We start from the raw sequence: 15,813 nt of genomic DNA on the forward strand, positions 1-15,813 counted from the left end.
CCCGGCCGGGCGTATTTTCACCGCCATTCAACATTTGGCCCCCATAGAATCGCCAAGGCATCGCATCCGAGGGGGCGCGATCGCCACGGCAGCCCAGCGCAGTTCGTCCCGATCCATTGCACAGGAGGTGTCATATGGTCATCGCTTTGTGGAACGACGCTCCGCCCCGCCACACCCCGCACTGAACCTCACCGGCTGATTCCAGCCACCCCCTTTCACGCGCACCGCAGCGATCGCCGGCCCGTCCGGCACCGTCCGCGAATGCGCGTGCTGCACGTCCGGGGCTCATAGGAGAGCCCCGTCAACACGCAGTACAGCCGCCCGGCACCGGCTCACTCGACAGGGGTACAACATGAATCGCATTTACCGGCTCGTCTGGAACCGTACGCTGTGTGCGTCCCAAGTCGCCTCCAAACTGGCTGATGCACCACGCGCCGCGGTTCCGCCGGGAGGAACGCGCCGCCTGCCCGCGCGCCGCCTGCTCGCGCTGTCCTGCCTCGCCGCCTGCGCCGCCGTGCCGCCGCCATCGGCCATGGCCGCCTGCTCGCCGATCAATCCCACCAACGGCGCCACCGTCACCTGCTCGGGCGCGGCCAATCCATTGGCGCCCTCGTATGCGAGCAGCGCCGACAACCTCACCGTCAACGTGGTCAGCGGCGGCTCCACCGGCGTGCTGCTCGGTCTGGGCGGCACCGCGATGTCGCTGACCGGCAACGGCACCACGCTCAACAACGCCGGCACCATCGATCCGTCCTTGCTCGGCCTGCTCAGCCTGCTGTCCTCCGGCACGGTGATCGGCAATCCGAATCTCGGCGCCTCCATTCCAGGCAGCACCGTGACCGTCAGCAACCAGGGCACGATGAAAGGCACCACCGGGCTGCTCGGCCTGAATCTCGCCGACCTCACCGGTATGGCGCTGGCCGCACGCAACGGCGGTGGCGGCACCACCAATATCTCCAACTCCGGCACCATCGGCTCCTCCGCCCTGCTCGGCGTGACGCTGCTGGGCTCCGATGCGCCCGTCGTCGCCGCGTACGGCGGCGCGCAGATCAACTTCACCAACACCGGCACCATCACCGGCCGCAGCGCGTTCGAAAGCTCCGCTGCGGGCAACACGTACATCAACGCCGGCACCATCAGCGGCAGCGTGTCGATGGGTACCAACAGCACCAATACCTTCACCGCGGTGACCGGCTCCAACGTCAACGCGGGCGGCAGCCTGGGCCTGAACCTGCTCGGCGTGCTCGGCATCAATCTCAGCTTCGCGCCCACCGGGCAGATCGACGGCGGCGCCGGCGGCAACAACACCCTGACCTTGCAGAACGTGGTGGCCGGGCCGGGTTCCGGCGCCACCGGCACGGGCACCGCCGCCTCCGGCACCTACGTCAATTTCCAGCACCTGATCGTCAACAGCGGCACCTGGAGCCTGTCCGGCGCCCTGGTCAGCGGCGACGCCGTGCTCAATGGCGGCGTGGCCCAGTTCGACAGCGACGCCAACTTCGGCAGCGCCGCCAGCATCACCTCCAACGGCGGCGGCCTCGCCGCCAGCACCGGCGGCTCGACGCTGAGCAAGGCGGTCCTGCTCAACGCGGGCGGCCTCACCGTCACCGGCGGCAATAACTTCACCTTGTCCGGCGTGCTGTCCGGCACCGGTGCGCTGACCAAGAGCGGCACGAGCACGGTGAGCCTGAGCGCCGCCGAGACCTACACCGGCGGCACCACCATCAACGCCGGCACGCTCGCGCTCAGCGGCAACGGCGCGCTGGTGGCCGGCGGCGCGGTCAATCTGCAGAACGCCGGTTCCGGCTTCGACATCTCCGGCGCCAGCGGCAACCGCACCATCGGCATGCTGAGCGGCGATGCCGGCACCACGGTCGCACTGGGCGCGCGCACGCTCACCCTCGGCGACAGCGCCAACAGCACGTTCGCCGGCGCGATCGGCGGCACCGGCGGCATCGCCAAGCAAGGCGCCGGCACGCTGACCCTGACCGGCGCCAACACCTTTACCGGCGGCACCGCGATCAATGCGGGCACGCTGGCGCTCAGCGGGACCGGCACGCTCGCCGCCACCGGCGCGGTGGTGCTCATCAACGCCGGCAGCAGCTTCGACATCAGCGGCGCCACCTCCAGCCGGACCATCGGCGCACTGTCCGGCGTGGCCGGCACCCAGGTCGCGCTGGGCGCGAACACGCTGACCCTGGGCGATGCAACCGGCAGCATCTTCGCCGGCACCATCGGCGGCACCGGCGGCATCCTCAAGCAAGGCGCCGGCACCCTGACCCTGAGCGGCGTGAACACCTACACCGGCGGCACCACCGTCGGCGCCGGCACGCTGGCGCTGGGCGCCGGCGGCGCGCTCGCGCCCAGCGGCGCGGTGAGCCTGGCGGCACCGGGCGCCACGCTCGATCTCTCCGCGGCCGGCGCGCAGAGCCTCGGCAATCTCTCCGGCGTCGCCGGCAGCTCGGTGTTCCTGGGCGCGAATGCCTTGACCCTCGCGCCCACCGGCAGCAGCAGTTTCGCCGGCACCATCGGCGGCACCGGCTCGGTGACGATCAACGGCAGCGGCACCGAAACCCTTACCGGCGCCAACACCTATACCGGCGGCACCAGCATCCTCAACGGCACGCTGGCGCTGGGCCTGGGCGGTGCGCTCGCCGGCGGCAGCGCGCTGACCCTGGGCGCGGGCGGCACTTTCGATATCTCCACCGGCGGCAACAAGACCATCGGCGCGCTGGCCGGCGCCGGCGGCACTGTCAATCTCGGTGCCAACACGCTCAGCGTGAGCGGCAGCGGCGGCGGCAGTTTCGATGGCGTGATCCAGGGCACCGGCGGACTGACCAATACCGCCAACGCACTCGTGCTCAACGGCGTGAACACCTACACCGGCCTGACCACGGTGCAAGGCGGCAGCCTGACCGTGGGCGATGCCACGCATGCAGGCGCGTCCATCGGCGGCGATGTGAGCGTGGCGAGCGGCGCTTCGCTCGGCGGCTTCGGCACCGTGGCCGGCAGCGTCACCGTGCAGAACGGCGGCCATCTCGCACCGGGCAATCCCACCGGTTCGCTGACGGTGAACAGCAACCTCACCCTGGCGCAAGGCAGCGTGCTCGATTTCTCCTTCGGCGCACCCGGCCCGAACTTCACCACGCCGGGCACCGGCCACAACGTGGTGGTGAACGGCAACCTCGCCATCAACGGCGCCACGCTCAATCCCATCGATGCCGGCGGCTTCGGCCCCGGCCTGTACAACCTGTTTACCTACGGCGGCACGCTGACCGAAACCAATGGCGGCATCGCGCCGCCGTCGGGCTTCACCATCCAGAACCTCACCGCCAGCAAGCAGATCAACCTGATCAACACCAACGGCCTGAGCTTGAATTTCTGGAACGCCAACGGCCTGGCCAGCAGCACGCGCATGGGCGGCGGCAGCGGCACCTGGTCGGTGCCGCAGGCGAACTGGACGGATGCCACGGGCTCGGTGACGGCTTCGCGCCAACCGGCCGATGCCTTCGCCATCTTCGGCGGCGACGCCGGCACGGTCACGGTCGACAACACCGGCGGCGCGGTGACGGCGCTGGGCATGCAATTCGCCAACGACGGTTTCCACCTGGTCGGCGACGCGCTCGGCCTGGTCGCGCCGACGCCCGGTGCGCTCAGCGAGATCCGCGTCGGCGACGGCAGCGCGGCGAGTGCCGCGTGGGTGGCCACGGTCGACAACACGCTGACGGGCCTGGGCTTCAGCAAGACCGGCGCCGGCACCCTGGTGCTCGGCGGCGCCAACACCTACACGCAGGGCACCATGCTGAGCGCGGGCACCTTGTCGGTCAGCACCGATGCCAACCTCGGTGCCGCCAGTGCGGGCCTGGATTTCGAAGGCGGCATCCTGCAGGTGACCGGCACCGCGTTCCAGTCGACCGCACGCGCGATCACGCTCGGTGCGCCGGGCGGCGGGTTCGATATCGCCGATGCCGCCAACGTGTTCACCGTCAGCCAGGCGCTGAGCGGCACCGGCGGCCTCACCAAGCTCGGTGCGGGCACGCTGGTACTGAGCGGCGCGAACACTTACAGCGGCGGCACCACGGTCAGCGCGGGCACGCTGCAGGGCGATGCAAGCAGCCTGCAGGGCAACATCCTCGACAACGCGGCGCTGGTGTTCGATCAGGGTGCGAACGGCACGTTCGCCGGCAGCATCTCCGGCACCGGCACGGTGACCAAGCTCGGTGCGGGAACGCTGACGCTCAGCGGCGCCAGCAGCTACACCGGCGGCACCACCATCAGTGCGGGTGCGCTGCAGGGCGATACGAGCAGCCTGCAGGGCAACATCACCGACAACGCCTCGCTGATCTTCAACCAGGGCACGGACGGCACTTTCACCGGCGCCATCGCCGGCACCGGTTCGTTGACCAAGCTCGGCGCCGGCACGGTCACGCTGAGCGGTACGAACAGCTACAGCGGCGGCACCACCATCAGCGCCGGCGCGCTGCAGGGCGACACCACCAGCCTGCAGGGCAACATCACCGACAACGCCTCGCTGATCTTCAACCAGGGCACGGATGGCACGTTCGCCGGCATCGTCAGCGGCAGCGGCTCGCTGACCAAGCTCGGTGCCGGCACGGTGACGCTGAGCGGCGCGAATACCTACAGCGGCGGCACCACCATCAGCGCCGGTGCGCTGCAGGGCGACACCACCAGCCTGCAAGGCAATATCACCGACAACGCCTCGCTGATCTTCAACCAGGGTACGGACGGCACGTTCGCCGGCATCGTCAGCGGCAGCGGTGCGCTGACCAAGCTCGGTGCCGGCACGCTCACCTTGAGCGGCGCGAACAGCTACAGCGGCGGCACCACCATCAGCGCGGGCGCACTGCAGGGCGACAGCACCAGCCTGCAAGGCAATATCACCGACAACGCTTCGCTGATCTTCAACCAGGGCGCCACCGGCAGCTTCGGCGGCGTCATCAGCGGCACCGGCTCGGTGACCAAGCTCGGCGCCGGCACGCTCACCTTGAGCGGCGCGAACAGCTACAGCGGCGGCACCACCATCAGCGCGGGTGCATTGCAGGGCGACAGCACCAGCCTGCAGGGCAATATCACCGACAACGCCTCGCTGATCTTCAACCAGGGCACGGACGGCACGTTCAACGGCACGTTGTCCGGCAGCGGCACGCTGCTGAAATCCGGCGCCGGCACGCTCACGCTGGACACGGTCAATCCGTTGTCGGGCGCCACCACCGTCGCCGCCGGCACGCTGATCGTCGGCGACAACAGCCATCCCGGCGCCACGCTGGGCAGCACGGTCACGGTGAACGGCGGCGCCACGCTCGGTGGTATCGGCACCATCGGCGGGCTGGACCTGTCCGGCACGGTGATTCCCGGCAACACCACCGGCACGCTGACGGTGACCGGCAATGCGGTGTTCCACCCCGGCTCCAGCTATCAGGTGGGCGCCACGCCGCAGGGCCAGAGCAGCCGCATCGTGGTCGGCGGCACGGCGTCCATCCTCGGCGGCAGCGTGCTGGTGCTGGCGCAGCCGGGCAATTACGCGCCGCGCACCGACTACACCATCCTCACCGCCGCGCAGGGCGTGAGCGGGCAGTTCGGCGCGGTCAGCGCCAACCTGACCTTCCTCACTCCGCTGCTCAGCTACACCGCCAATGCGGTGAACCTCTCACTGCAGCGCAACGACGTCAGCTTCGAAAGCGTGGCGGACACCAAGAACCAGAAGAGCACGGCCGGTGCGCTCGATCACCTGGACCCGACCTCGCCGCTGATCGACGCCCTGCTCGGCCTGGACCCCGACAGCGCACGCCACGCCTTCGACCAGCTCTCCGGCGAAATGCACGGCAGCATCACCACCGCGCTGTTCGACGACAGCCACTACGTGCGCGATGCCATCAACAACCATCTGCTGGGCGCGAACTACGGCGGACAGAGTGCCGAAGGCGCGACGGGCGCCGGCAACATGGTGTGGAGTTCGCTGTGGGGCCACTGGGGCGACCACGACAGCGACGGCAATGCGCACGACATGAACGCCAACGGCAGCGGCGTGCTGATCGGCGCGGATACGGAAGTCGGCGACGTGCGCCTGGGCGGCGTGCTCGGCCACGGGCAGAACAGCCTCAACGTGCGCGAACTCGGTTCGACCGCGCATGCGAAGGCCAACTATGCCGGCGTCTACGCCAGCTGGAACCTGGGCAATTTCCGCCTGCGCGGCGGCGCGGCCTATGCGTGGCAGAAGATCGACACCACGCGGCGCATGGCCTTCGGTCCGTTCTCCGGCACGGCGCAGGCGAACTACGACGCCAACACCGCACAGGCCTACGTCGACGGCGGCTACGTGTTCCAGTTCGGCCGCGGCACGCTGGAGCCCTACGTCAACCTGAGCCAGGTGCACGTGCGCACGGATGCGTTCACCGAGCACGGCACCATCGCCGCGCTCAGCGTCGACGGCAGCTCGTCCAATCTCACCGCTGCCATCGGCGGCGTGCGCGGCTCGCTGCAGCTGGGGCCGGGCGGCCTGCACGCCTATGCCGGCGTGGGCTACCAGCACGCCTGGGGCGACACGGTGCCGGAGCGCCGCCAGCGCTTCGTCGCCGGTGCGGACAGCTTCAACGTGTATGGACTGCCGGTGGCGAGCAACGCGGGGGTGCTCGATCTTGGGCTGCGCTTCCCGCTCGGCCACGCGGTGACGGTGGACCTGGGCTATCACGGCCAGTTCGCCAGCGATGCGCGGGATCAGTCGGCGCGGCTGACGGTGAATATCGCGTTCTGAAAAAAAGAAACCACCGGCGCAAGGCCGGTGGTTTCAGGGACTTCGCCGGACCGGACCGGCGCCTGGCGGCGCCGGCTCGGCCTGCCCGCTTAGAAGTCGTAGCGGGCGGTCACGCGGAAGTAGCGCGGATCGGTGTAGTTCAGCTCACGACCGTACAGCGGGTTCACCGTGGTGCGGTTCAGCGCGTAGCGATAGTTGTACATCGTCGCCGTCTGGCGGTTCAGCACATTGATCACGTCGAGCTGCAGGGTCAGCTTGTTGTCCAGCCAGCCCGGCGTGTAGGCCGCATTGAGGTTCAGCTGGTAGGTCCACGGCGTGGTGCCCTTCGAGCCGCGCGGCGAGATCGCATAGCCAGCCTGGCCCGGCAGGCCGCAGAACCAGTACGTGGAGCTGTTGTACAGGCCGGCGTCGGCGGTCGGGTAGAAGCTGGTGCAGTTCTTCGGGCGGCCCGAAGCGGCGACCAGGGTCGCGCCGAAGCGCCATTCCTGGTTCAGCTGGTAATAGCCGAACGCCTTCACCTGGTGCGCGCGGTGGTTCGGCAGGGTGCCGTTGGAACCGACCATCAGCTGCGGCAGGTCCCAGTCCTGGGTGCGCGACACGTCGGTCTGGCCGCCCGTGCCGGTATCCAGGTCGGAGGCCAGCTGGCCTTCGGTGTTGCCGTAGTTGCGCGAGAAGGTGTACTCGACCTTGCCGTACCAGCTGTCGGCGAACGGATGTTCGACGAACAGATCCACCGCGTAGTACTTACGCTTCAGATCCGGCAGGTTCAGGTCCTTCTGGCTCAGGTGCACTTCCTTCAGGCTGCCGTCCGCCTGAGCCACCATGAAGCTGTTGCCGCGGCCCGGGTTGAAGGTGAGGCACTTGTTGCCGAGCGCCTGGATGCAGGTGTCGTCGATCGCGCTCATCAGCTTGCGATAGGTCAGCTTCGCGCCCCAATTGAAGGTCGGGGTGATCTGCTGCTCCATGCCCAGGATGTACTCGTCCTGGAAGTGCGCGCGCAGGCCCTTGGCGGCCACGGTGCGCGGATCCGGCGCCTGGCCGCATTCCTTGTTGGACGACACGCCGCCGGTGTTGGCGCAGATGAACGGGCTGGCCGGGTTCACCGCGATCGGGTTCAGGCCGAGCGGCACGCCGCTGACCGGGTCCACGCCGGTGTAGGTGAAGTACTGGTTGCTGATCAGCGAACCGGACACGCTGCGCACGGCGGCGTTGTTCGGCACGGCCAGGTGGTAGCGGCCGGCGTTGGCGAACACCTTCAGGCTGGAATCGCCGAACACGTCCCACGACGCGCCCAGGCGCGGCGCCAGCTGGTGGCGCTGCTTGATGTAGGCGTCGCCGTTCTTGTTGTAGTTGGTGAACTGCTCGTTGCGCAGGCCGATGGAGAGCAGCCAGCGATCGTTGACCTGCCAGCGGTCTTCGATGAACTGCGCCGCCTGGTCGGTTTCCACGCCGGCACGCTGGGTGTTGTACGCCTTGTAGACGTAGTAGCCCTGCGCGCCCAGGCCGCCCGCCGAAGCCGGCGAACCGATCACGCCCAGGCCCGGGTCGATCGCGGTGGCCGGGTTGGTCTGCTTGCCGTACACCCAGGCGTAGCCGCCGGCGTATTCCTTGCCGGTGAACGACTTCGCGTTCTGCGCGTCGTAGCCGAAGCGGATGTCGTGGTCACCGAGGCGGTACTCGATGTCCAGGCGCCAGCCCTTGGTCTTGTCGTTCGCGCCGTCCAGCGGCAGGGTCGAGGTGACCGCGGTCTGGCAGCTGTTGTAGGTGACGCCCGGAGCCTGCGCGTTCGAGCCGACCGAGATGTACGGGCAGGCCGGATTGAAGCCGTAGTTGGTCTGGACGTGGTTGATCTTCTGCGTACCGTACAGCGCCGACACGGTCAGGTCGTCGGTGATGTAGCCGGTGTACTTGGCGATGTAGAGGTCGCCGCCGTCCTTGGTGTAGACGCCGCCGGTCTGCGTGTTGCCGTGGCTGAGCGTCTTGTAGTCGTACGCATAGCGATCCGAGGTGTACTCGGTCTTGTCCGACACACCCGTGAATTCGAGGATGTGGTTGTCGGTGATGTTCCAGTCGATCTTCGCGGTCCAGCGCGGCATCTTGTACTGGTAGTCGCTGTAGCCGATCTTCGAGGCCGAGGCCGCGGAGTTCGAGAACGAACCGACGCTGGCGCCTTCCTGGCGGTTCACTTCGGCGTCGATGTAGTAGAACAGGCGGTCCTTGATCAGCGCGCCGCTGATGTACGCGCCGACGGTGGACTTCCAGTACTGGTTGCGGTTGCGGTACTGGTACAGCGTGCCGTCGGTGGCGGCGTTGGTGGCCGCGCCGGTCTGCGGGAAGTAGTTGTTGCGCGGGCTGGCGCGCAGCGCACCCGGTTCCCAGATGGTGTAGATGCCACCCTTGGTCTGGTTCGAGCCGCGCTTGGTGACGATGTTGATCACGCCGCCGGTGGAACGGCCGAACTCGGCGCCGTAGCCGCCGGTCAGCACCTGCTGCTGGTCGATCGCGTCGAACGGCAGCTTGGTGAAGCCGATCGAGGTCAGCGGGTTGGTCACGGCATAGCCGTTGATGAAGTACGCGTTCTCCGACGAAGCCGCGCCGCCGAAGCTCGGCACGCCGTAGCTGGAGTTGGCGACCACGCTCGGCGCCAGCATGGCGGCGGCGGCGATGTCGCGGTCGATCGGCAGCTTGGCCAGCTGCTCGGAGGTCAGCACGGTGCGGGTGTCGACCGAGGACACGTCGATGGCCGGCAGGGCCGAGGCCACCACCGAGACGCCGTCGAGGTTCTTCGCGTCGGTCGCGGCCGCGGCGGAGGCGCCGAAGGACACTTCCGTGCCGCCGGCGATGCTCAGCTCGACGTTGTCGCGGGTGCTGACGGCAGCGCCGTTGTTCTTCAGCGTGACGTTGTAGCGGCCGGTCGGCAGCGAGCTGAAGCGGTAGCGGCCCTGCTCGTCGACGGTGACCGAACGGGTCAGGCCGGTGTCGACGCTCTTGATCTCGACGGTATTGCCCGACTGCGGGGCGACCTGGCCGAAGATCGAGCCGGTGATGTTGGACTGAGCCAGGGCGCCGGTGCCGGCCAGAGCCAGGGCAACGGCCAGGGCCAGGGACGAACGTCCCTTAGGCCGCTTGGTGAAAGCAGCGAGGTAACTCACAGGTTGTACTCCCATCAACTTGTTAGCAACGCAAGATCCGCATGCGGGTGCGGACCGGGGATGTGGGTCGTGCGAGCCCGGGGAAGGGCCCTGCTCCGAGGAAAGAAACGTGCCCCCGGATGGCTAACCAGATGCGGCTCGACGAGCCCCCCTCTCGTATCCATCCAGCCCCGAAGAGCAGCGGGCTGTATAGCGCAACAAAGTACGATTCTCAACGAATTTGTAACGCGATTTTTTTCACCCGGTCACTAATTCCGCCGCATGCACGAGTCGGAAAACCCCGTAAATTGCTGTAGAAAATGAGAATTTATGTGTGCTGCAGCGCGACATGCAAGTTTCGTGAAAGCTTACGATTTAGCACGCACAAGCGCACGAAATCTTCGCGTTGGCGATCGCGCCCTGAACGCCTGCACGCGCTTTCGAAGCACTGTTCACACCCGACCTGCTGGTATCGATGACGGACGTCCGAAACACCCGCGTCCGGCTGTCTCCCCCGGACAGCGTCCCCACTCTCAGGAGAGTTGCCATGCAGACTTCGAACCTGTTCCGTAAGACCCTTCCTGCCGCCGCCCTGGTCGCGCTGCTCGCCGCCTCGCCGCTGGCCCAGGTCGCCGCGCAGGATGCAGGCGCCATGCAGAAACCGACCAGCAACCAGACCGTGCCGGACAAGGCTGCCGACGGCTGGATCACCACCAAGGTGAAATCGGAGCTGGCCACCACCAAGGGCATCAAGAGCGGCGATCTGTCGGTGAACACCACCGACGGCGTGGTCACCATCACCGGCACCGCCGCCACGTCCGGCGAGAAGGCCAAGATCGAGGCGATCGCCAAAAAGGTGAAAGGCGTGAAGAGCGTAGACGCCGGCGGGGTCACCGTCAGCGACAACGCGAAGTAAGCGCCGCGCCCCGCTCCTTGCCAGCGCGGGGCGCGCGGAAACGAGAAAGGAGCCCGCGGGCTCCTTTCTTTTTGCAGCGACCGGTAACGTGCCGCGTCAGCGATACAGCATGCCGCCGCCCAGCTGGTTGGCATCGCGTGTCTCTTCCAGCTCCACGCCTTCCAGGCCCTGCGACAGCGTGTGCGCGTCGCCGCCCTGGGCCAGCTTGATGCGCAGGCGCACTTCGTTGGAGCTGTCGGCGTGGCGCAGCGCGTCCTCGTAGGAGATCTCGCCGGCGTGATAGAGCTCGACCAGGCTCTGGTCGAAGGTCTTCATGCCGAGGTTGGTCGATTCCTTCATCACTTCCTTGAGCTTGTGGATCTCGCCCTGGCGGATGTAGTCCTGCACCAGCGGCGTGCCCAGCAGGATCTCCACCGCCACGCGGCGCGCCTTGCCGTCCGGTGTCGGAATGAGCTGCTGCGCGACCACGCCCTTGAGGTTCAGCGACAGGTCCATAAAGAGCTGCGCGCGGCGGTCTTCCGGGAAGAAGTGCAGGATGCGGTCCATCGCCTGGTTGGCGTTGTTTGCATGCAGCGTGCACAGGCACAGGTGGCCGGTTTCGGAGAAGTTGATGGCGTGTTCCATCGTCTCGCGCGTACGCACCTCGCCGATCATGATCACGTCCGGCGCCTGGCGCAGGGTGTTCTTCAGCGCGTTGTCCCAGCTGTCGGTGTCGATGCCCAGCTCGCGCTGCGTGATGATACAGCCCTCGTGCTTGTGCACGTATTCGATCGGGTCCTCGATGGTGATGATGTGCCCGGTCGAGTTGGCGTTGCGGTAGCCGATCATCGAGGCCAGCGAAGTCGACTTACCGGTGCCGGTGCCGCCGACGAAGATGATGATGCCGCGCTTGGTCATGGCCAGCTGCTTGATCACCGGCGGCAGGCTCAGTTCCTCGATGGTCGGGATCTTGGACTCGATCCGGCGCAGCACCATGCCCACGCAGTTGCGCTGGTAGAAGCACGACACGCGGAAGCGGCCCACGCCCTGCGCCGAGATGGCGAACTGGCATTCGTGGGTCTTCTCGAACTCCTCGCGCTGCGAGGGCGTCATCACGTTGACCACCATGTCGCGCGACTGCTGCGCCGACAGCGGGCTCTGCGTGATCGGCACGATGCGGCCCTGCACCTTCATCGACGGCGCGACGCCGGCGGTGATGAACAGGTCCGAGGCCTTCTTGTGGACCATCAGCTTGAGGAAGGAGGTGAAGTCGAAGTCGCTCATGAGCGGTCTCCTGCGGAGACGTAGGTGTGGATCACTTGAACACTTCCTTGTTCCGGGCGTACGCCGCGGCCTGCTGGCGCGTGATCAGGCCGCGCTTGACCAGGTCCTGCAGGTTCTGGTCGAGGGTCTGCATGCCGTACTGCTGGCCGGTCTGGATGGACGAGTACATCTGCGCCACCTTGTCCTCGCGGATCAGGTTGCGGATGGCCGGGATGCCGACCATGATCTCGTGCGCCGCCATGCGTCCGCCGCCCACCTTCTTCAGCAGCGACTGCGAGATCACCGCGCGCAGCGATTCGGACAGCATCGAGCGCACCATCGGCTTCTCGCCGGCGGGGAACACGTCGATGATGCGGTCGATGGTCTTGGCCGCCGAGCTGGTATGCAGGGTGCCGAACACCAGGTGGCCGGTTTCCGCGGCGGTGAGCGCCAGGCGGATGGTTTCCAGGTCGCGCAGCTCGCCCACCAGGATGAAGTCCGGGTCTTCGCGCAGCGCCGAGCGCAGCGCCTCGTTGAAGCCGTGGGTGTCGCGGTGCACTTCGCGCTGGTTGACCAGGCACTTCTGCGAGGTGTGCACGAATTCGATCGGGTCCTCGATGGTGAGGATGTGGCCGTATTCGTTCTTGTTGATGTGGTCGACCATCGCCGCCAGCGTGGTGGACTTGCCCGAACCGGTCGGACCGGTGACCAGGATCAGGCCCTGCGGCTGTTCGATCAGCTCGCGGAAGATGCGCGGGGCGCCGAGGTCTTCCAGGGTCAGCACTTCGGACGGAATGGTACGGAACACGCTGCCGGCGCCGCGGTTCTGGTTGAACGCGTTGACGCGGAAGCGGGCCAGGCCCGGGATCTCGAAGGAGAAGTCGACCTCGAGGAACTCCTCGTAGTCGCGGCGCTGCTTGTCCGACATGATGTCGTAGATCAGCGCGTGCACCTGCTTGTGCTCCAGCGCCGGGATGTTGATGCGCCTGACGTCGCCGTCCACGCGGATCATCGGCGGCAGGCCGGCGGACAGGTGCAAGTCCGACGCCTTGTTCTTCACCGAGAAGGCCAGTAGTTCGGCGATATCCATGCGTTCCCCTTCGAGCGTTCACTTTGGGCGGTACGGCGCGGGGAACGGTCGCGGGCGGCCTGGCTCGGCCTGAGCGCTGCCACCCTGGCGGGTCCCCCTCGCAGCGGCCCGATACTACTCGCGGCGCGGCGACAGGAGCCAGTCTTTCGGGTGGCCGATGTTTGAAAGTGATAACCAGGTGGAGCGGGGCCTGGCGTAAAGCCCCTCTCCCTCCGGGAGAGGGGTTGGGGAGAGGGTTCGGGCGGAGTGGAACGCTGCACTCCGCCCGAACCCTCATCCGGCTGCCGCCACCTTCTCCCGAGGGGAGAAGGATTCCACCTTGCGAGCATTCGACGCTATTCGGACCCTCCGCTAAGGTACTCACCCACCCACCACCCCTTCCCCAAGGAACCCGCATGACCCGCATCGCTTTCATCGGCGGAGGCAACATGGCGCGCAGCCTGATCGGCGGCCTGCTCAAGACCGGGATCGCGGCCTCCTCCGTCAGCGTGGCCGAGCCGCGCGCCGAGGCGCGCCAGGAGCTGGGCCGCGAATTCGGCGTGGCCTGCTATGCCGATGCCCGGCCCGCCGCGGCCGAGGCCGAGGTGGTGCTGCTGGCGGTGAAGCCGCAGGTGATGCCGGCGCTGCGCGCCGAGCTGCAGGACGTGCTGCGCCAGCATCGCCCGATGCTGATCTCGATCGCCGCCGGCGTGCGCATCGACCAGCTCGAACGCTGGTTCGGCGCCCTGCCGATCGTGCGCTGCATGCCCAATACGCCCGCCCTGATCGGCGCCGGCGCCACCGGCCTGTGCGCCAACAGCCGGGTCAGCCCGCCGCAGCGTGCCGTCGCGCAGCGCATCCTGGACGCCGCCGGCCTCACCCGCTGGCTGGAAGACGAAGCGCTGATGGATACGGTGACCGCGCTGTCCGGTTCCGGCCCGGCCTATTTCTTCGCCCTGGTCGAAGCGCTGGAAGACGCCGCCGTGGCCCAGGGCATGCCGCGCGAAACCGCGCGCGCGCTGGCCGCGCAGACCTGCCTGGGCGCCGGCCGCATGCTGGCCGAAAGCGGCGAGGACCCGTCCGAGCTGCGCCGCCGGGTGACCTCGCCCAACGGCACCACCCAGGCCGCGCTGGAAAGCTTCAGCGCCGACGGGCTGCCGCGCATGGTGGCGCGCGCCGTCGCCGCCGCCACCCGACGCGGCGAGGAACTGGCCGCCGCCCTGGATGACGCCTCGTGAGCTATCTGCTGAATGCCGTTTCCTTCCTGGTCGACCTCGTCTTCGGCGCGGTCTGCACGCTGTTCCTGCTGCGCCTGCTGGCCGAGGCCACGCGCGCGGACTTCAACAATCCGCTGAGCCAGTTCCTCTACCGCTACACCAATCCGGTGCTGGCGCCGCTGCGCCGCGTGCTGCCGAACTGGCGGCGCATCAACCTGGCCTGCGTACTGCTGCTGTGGGTGCTGATGCTGCTGCAGCGGCTGGTGACGTTCGCGCTGTACGGCCAGGCACCCGATCCGCTCGGCCTGCTGGTGCTGGGCCTGGCCGACCTGCTCGACTTCGTGCTGCTCACCTACCTGGTGCTGATCTTCATCTGGTCGCTGCTGAGCCTGTTCCCGATGGACCAGCGCCATCCCGCGCTGCGCCTGGTCGGCAACCTGGTGGCGCCGGTGCTGCGCCCGCTGCGCGGCAAGCTGGTGGCCGGCGGGCTGGATTTCTCGCCGTGGATCGCGGTGATCGTGCTGGTGCTGCTGCGTATTCTGGTGGCGGCGCCGCTGACGGCGCTGGGTGTGCAGCTCGCGCTGGGGCGCTGACGCCATCGCCACGTTGGGGTGCGCTGCGCTTACCCCAACCTGCGCCGCTATTTCGCCGCCCAGGCGGCAATATGGCGATGCAGTTCGGCCAGCCCATCGAACAGCGCCGCCGGTCCCGGCTGCAGGATGATCGGCGACTTGATCTCCACCACGTCGCCGCTGCGCACCGCCGGGATCGCGTCCCAGCCCGGCCTTGCCGCGACGTGCTCGGGCCGGAAGCGCTTGCCGCACCACGAGCCGAAGATCACGTCCGGCGCCGCGCGCACCACCTCGCCGGGATCGGCCAGGATGCGGTGCTTGGCCAATGACTCGCCGGATTGATGCGGAAACACGTCCTCGCCACCGGCGATGCGCACCAGCTCGGCCACCCAGCGGATGCCGGTGATCAGCGGCTCGTCCCATTCCTCGAAATAGACGCGCGGATGCTTCGGCAGCGCTTCGGCGGCCGCGCGGATCCCGGCGATATGGCGTTCGGCTTCCTGCGCGTAGGCCTCGGCCCTGGCGCCCGCCCCCACCATCGCCCCGAGCCGGCGGATATAGGCCAGGATGCCGTCCACGCTGCGATGGTTGCTGATCCACACTTCCACGCCGGCCTTGATCAGCTCGCGCGCGATGTCGGCCTGCATGTCGGAGAAACCGATCACCAGGTCCGGCTCCAGCTTCAGGATCTCGCCGATCTTCGCGCTGGTGAAGGCCGAGACTTTCGGCTTCTCTTTCCTGGCTCGAGCGGGCCGCACGGTGAAGCCGGAGATGCCGACGATGCGGTGCTCCTCGCCCAGCGCGTAGAGGACTTCGGTGGGCTCTTCGGTGAGGCAGACGATGCGGTGCGGAAAAGCGTCGGTGGACATGGTCTCGGCTTGAAAGCGCAGGGGT

At 67.8% G+C, this 15,813-nt stretch carries 8 protein-coding genes; 4 read left to right on the plus strand and 4 right to left on the minus strand.

The window, feature by feature from the left end:
- The first annotated feature begins 352 nt into the window (after positions 1-352).
- Entirely contained in the window at positions 353-6,772 is a 6,420-nt protein-coding gene (locus tag KK141_RS06890; protein ID WP_214569043.1) for an autotransporter-associated beta strand repeat-containing protein, read from the plus strand.
- Between the two features lie 89 nt (positions 6,773-6,861).
- Here KK141_RS06890 and KK141_RS06895 read toward each other — a convergent pair whose 3' ends face one another.
- Positions 6,862-9,924: a TonB-dependent receptor gene (locus KK141_RS06895; RefSeq protein WP_345777532.1), complete on the minus strand. Its 3,063-nt coding sequence runs from the start codon at positions 9,922-9,924 to the stop codon at positions 6,862-6,864.
- Between the two features lie 526 nt (positions 9,925-10,450).
- Between KK141_RS06895 and KK141_RS06900 the strand changes: the two genes are divergently transcribed.
- Complete coding sequence (locus tag KK141_RS06900; protein WP_214569045.1) at positions 10,451-10,819, plus strand: BON domain-containing protein; 369 nt, start codon at positions 10,451-10,453, stop codon at positions 10,817-10,819.
- A 96-nt stretch (positions 10,820-10,915) separates the two neighbouring features.
- Here the strand turns inward: KK141_RS06900 and KK141_RS06905 are convergent, their stop codons facing one another.
- Positions 10,916-12,082 (minus strand): PilT/PilU family type 4a pilus ATPase, encoded by a 1,167-nt coding sequence (locus KK141_RS06905; protein ID WP_214569046.1) that lies wholly within the window; start codon positions 12,080-12,082, stop codon positions 10,916-10,918.
- Between the two features lie 31 nt (positions 12,083-12,113).
- Positions 12,114-13,151 (minus strand): type IV pilus twitching motility protein PilT, encoded by a 1,038-nt coding sequence (locus KK141_RS06910; protein ID WP_167252306.1) that lies wholly within the window; start codon positions 13,149-13,151, stop codon positions 12,114-12,116.
- Positions 13,152-13,546: 395 nt separating this feature from the next.
- On the opposite strand from KK141_RS06910, the gene proC reads away from it, so the two are divergent.
- Both proC and KK141_RS06920 read left to right on the plus strand, forming a co-directional pair.
- On the plus strand, positions 13,547-14,368 hold the full coding sequence (gene proC / locus KK141_RS06915; RefSeq protein WP_214569047.1) for a pyrroline-5-carboxylate reductase: 822 nt from the start codon (positions 13,547-13,549) through the stop codon (positions 14,366-14,368).
- On the plus strand, positions 14,365-14,940 hold the full coding sequence (locus KK141_RS06920; protein WP_167252308.1) for a YggT family protein: 576 nt from the start codon (positions 14,365-14,367) through the stop codon (positions 14,938-14,940). The genes proC and KK141_RS06920 overlap by 4 nt, the downstream gene beginning before the upstream one ends.
- A gap of 47 nt (positions 14,941-14,987) precedes the next feature.
- On the opposite strand, the gene KK141_RS06925 is transcribed toward KK141_RS06920, so the two are convergent.
- Complete coding sequence (locus KK141_RS06925; RefSeq protein WP_214569048.1) at positions 14,988-15,788, minus strand: cobalamin-binding protein; 801 nt, start codon at positions 15,786-15,788, stop codon at positions 14,988-14,990.
- Positions 15,789-15,813 lie beyond the last annotated feature (25 nt).

The sequence above is a fragment of the Dyella sp. LX-66 genome, from assembly GCF_018599165.1.
Taxonomy (GTDB): Bacteria; Pseudomonadota; Gammaproteobacteria; order Xanthomonadales; family Rhodanobacteraceae; genus Dyella_D; species Dyella_D marensis.

Coding starts and splice junctions, on each gene's coding strand:
- KK141_RS06890 (WP_214569043.1), top strand. CDS start 353: ATGAATCGCATTTACCGGCTCGTCTGGAACCGTACGCTGTGTGCGTCC.
- KK141_RS06900 (WP_214569045.1), top strand. CDS start 10,451: ATGCAGACTTCGAACCTGTTCCGTAAGACCCTTCCTGCCGCCGCCCTG.
- KK141_RS06905 (WP_214569046.1), bottom strand. CDS start 12,082: ATGAGCGACTTCGACTTCACCTCCTTCCTCAAGCTGATGGTCCACAAG.
- KK141_RS06910 (WP_167252306.1), bottom strand. CDS start 13,151: ATGGATATCGCCGAACTACTGGCCTTCTCGGTGAAGAACAAGGCGTCG.
- proC (WP_214569047.1), top strand. CDS start 13,547: ATGACCCGCATCGCTTTCATCGGCGGAGGCAACATGGCGCGCAGCCTG.
- KK141_RS06925 (WP_214569048.1), bottom strand. CDS start 15,788: ATGTCCACCGACGCTTTTCCGCACCGCATCGTCTGCCTCACCGAAGAG.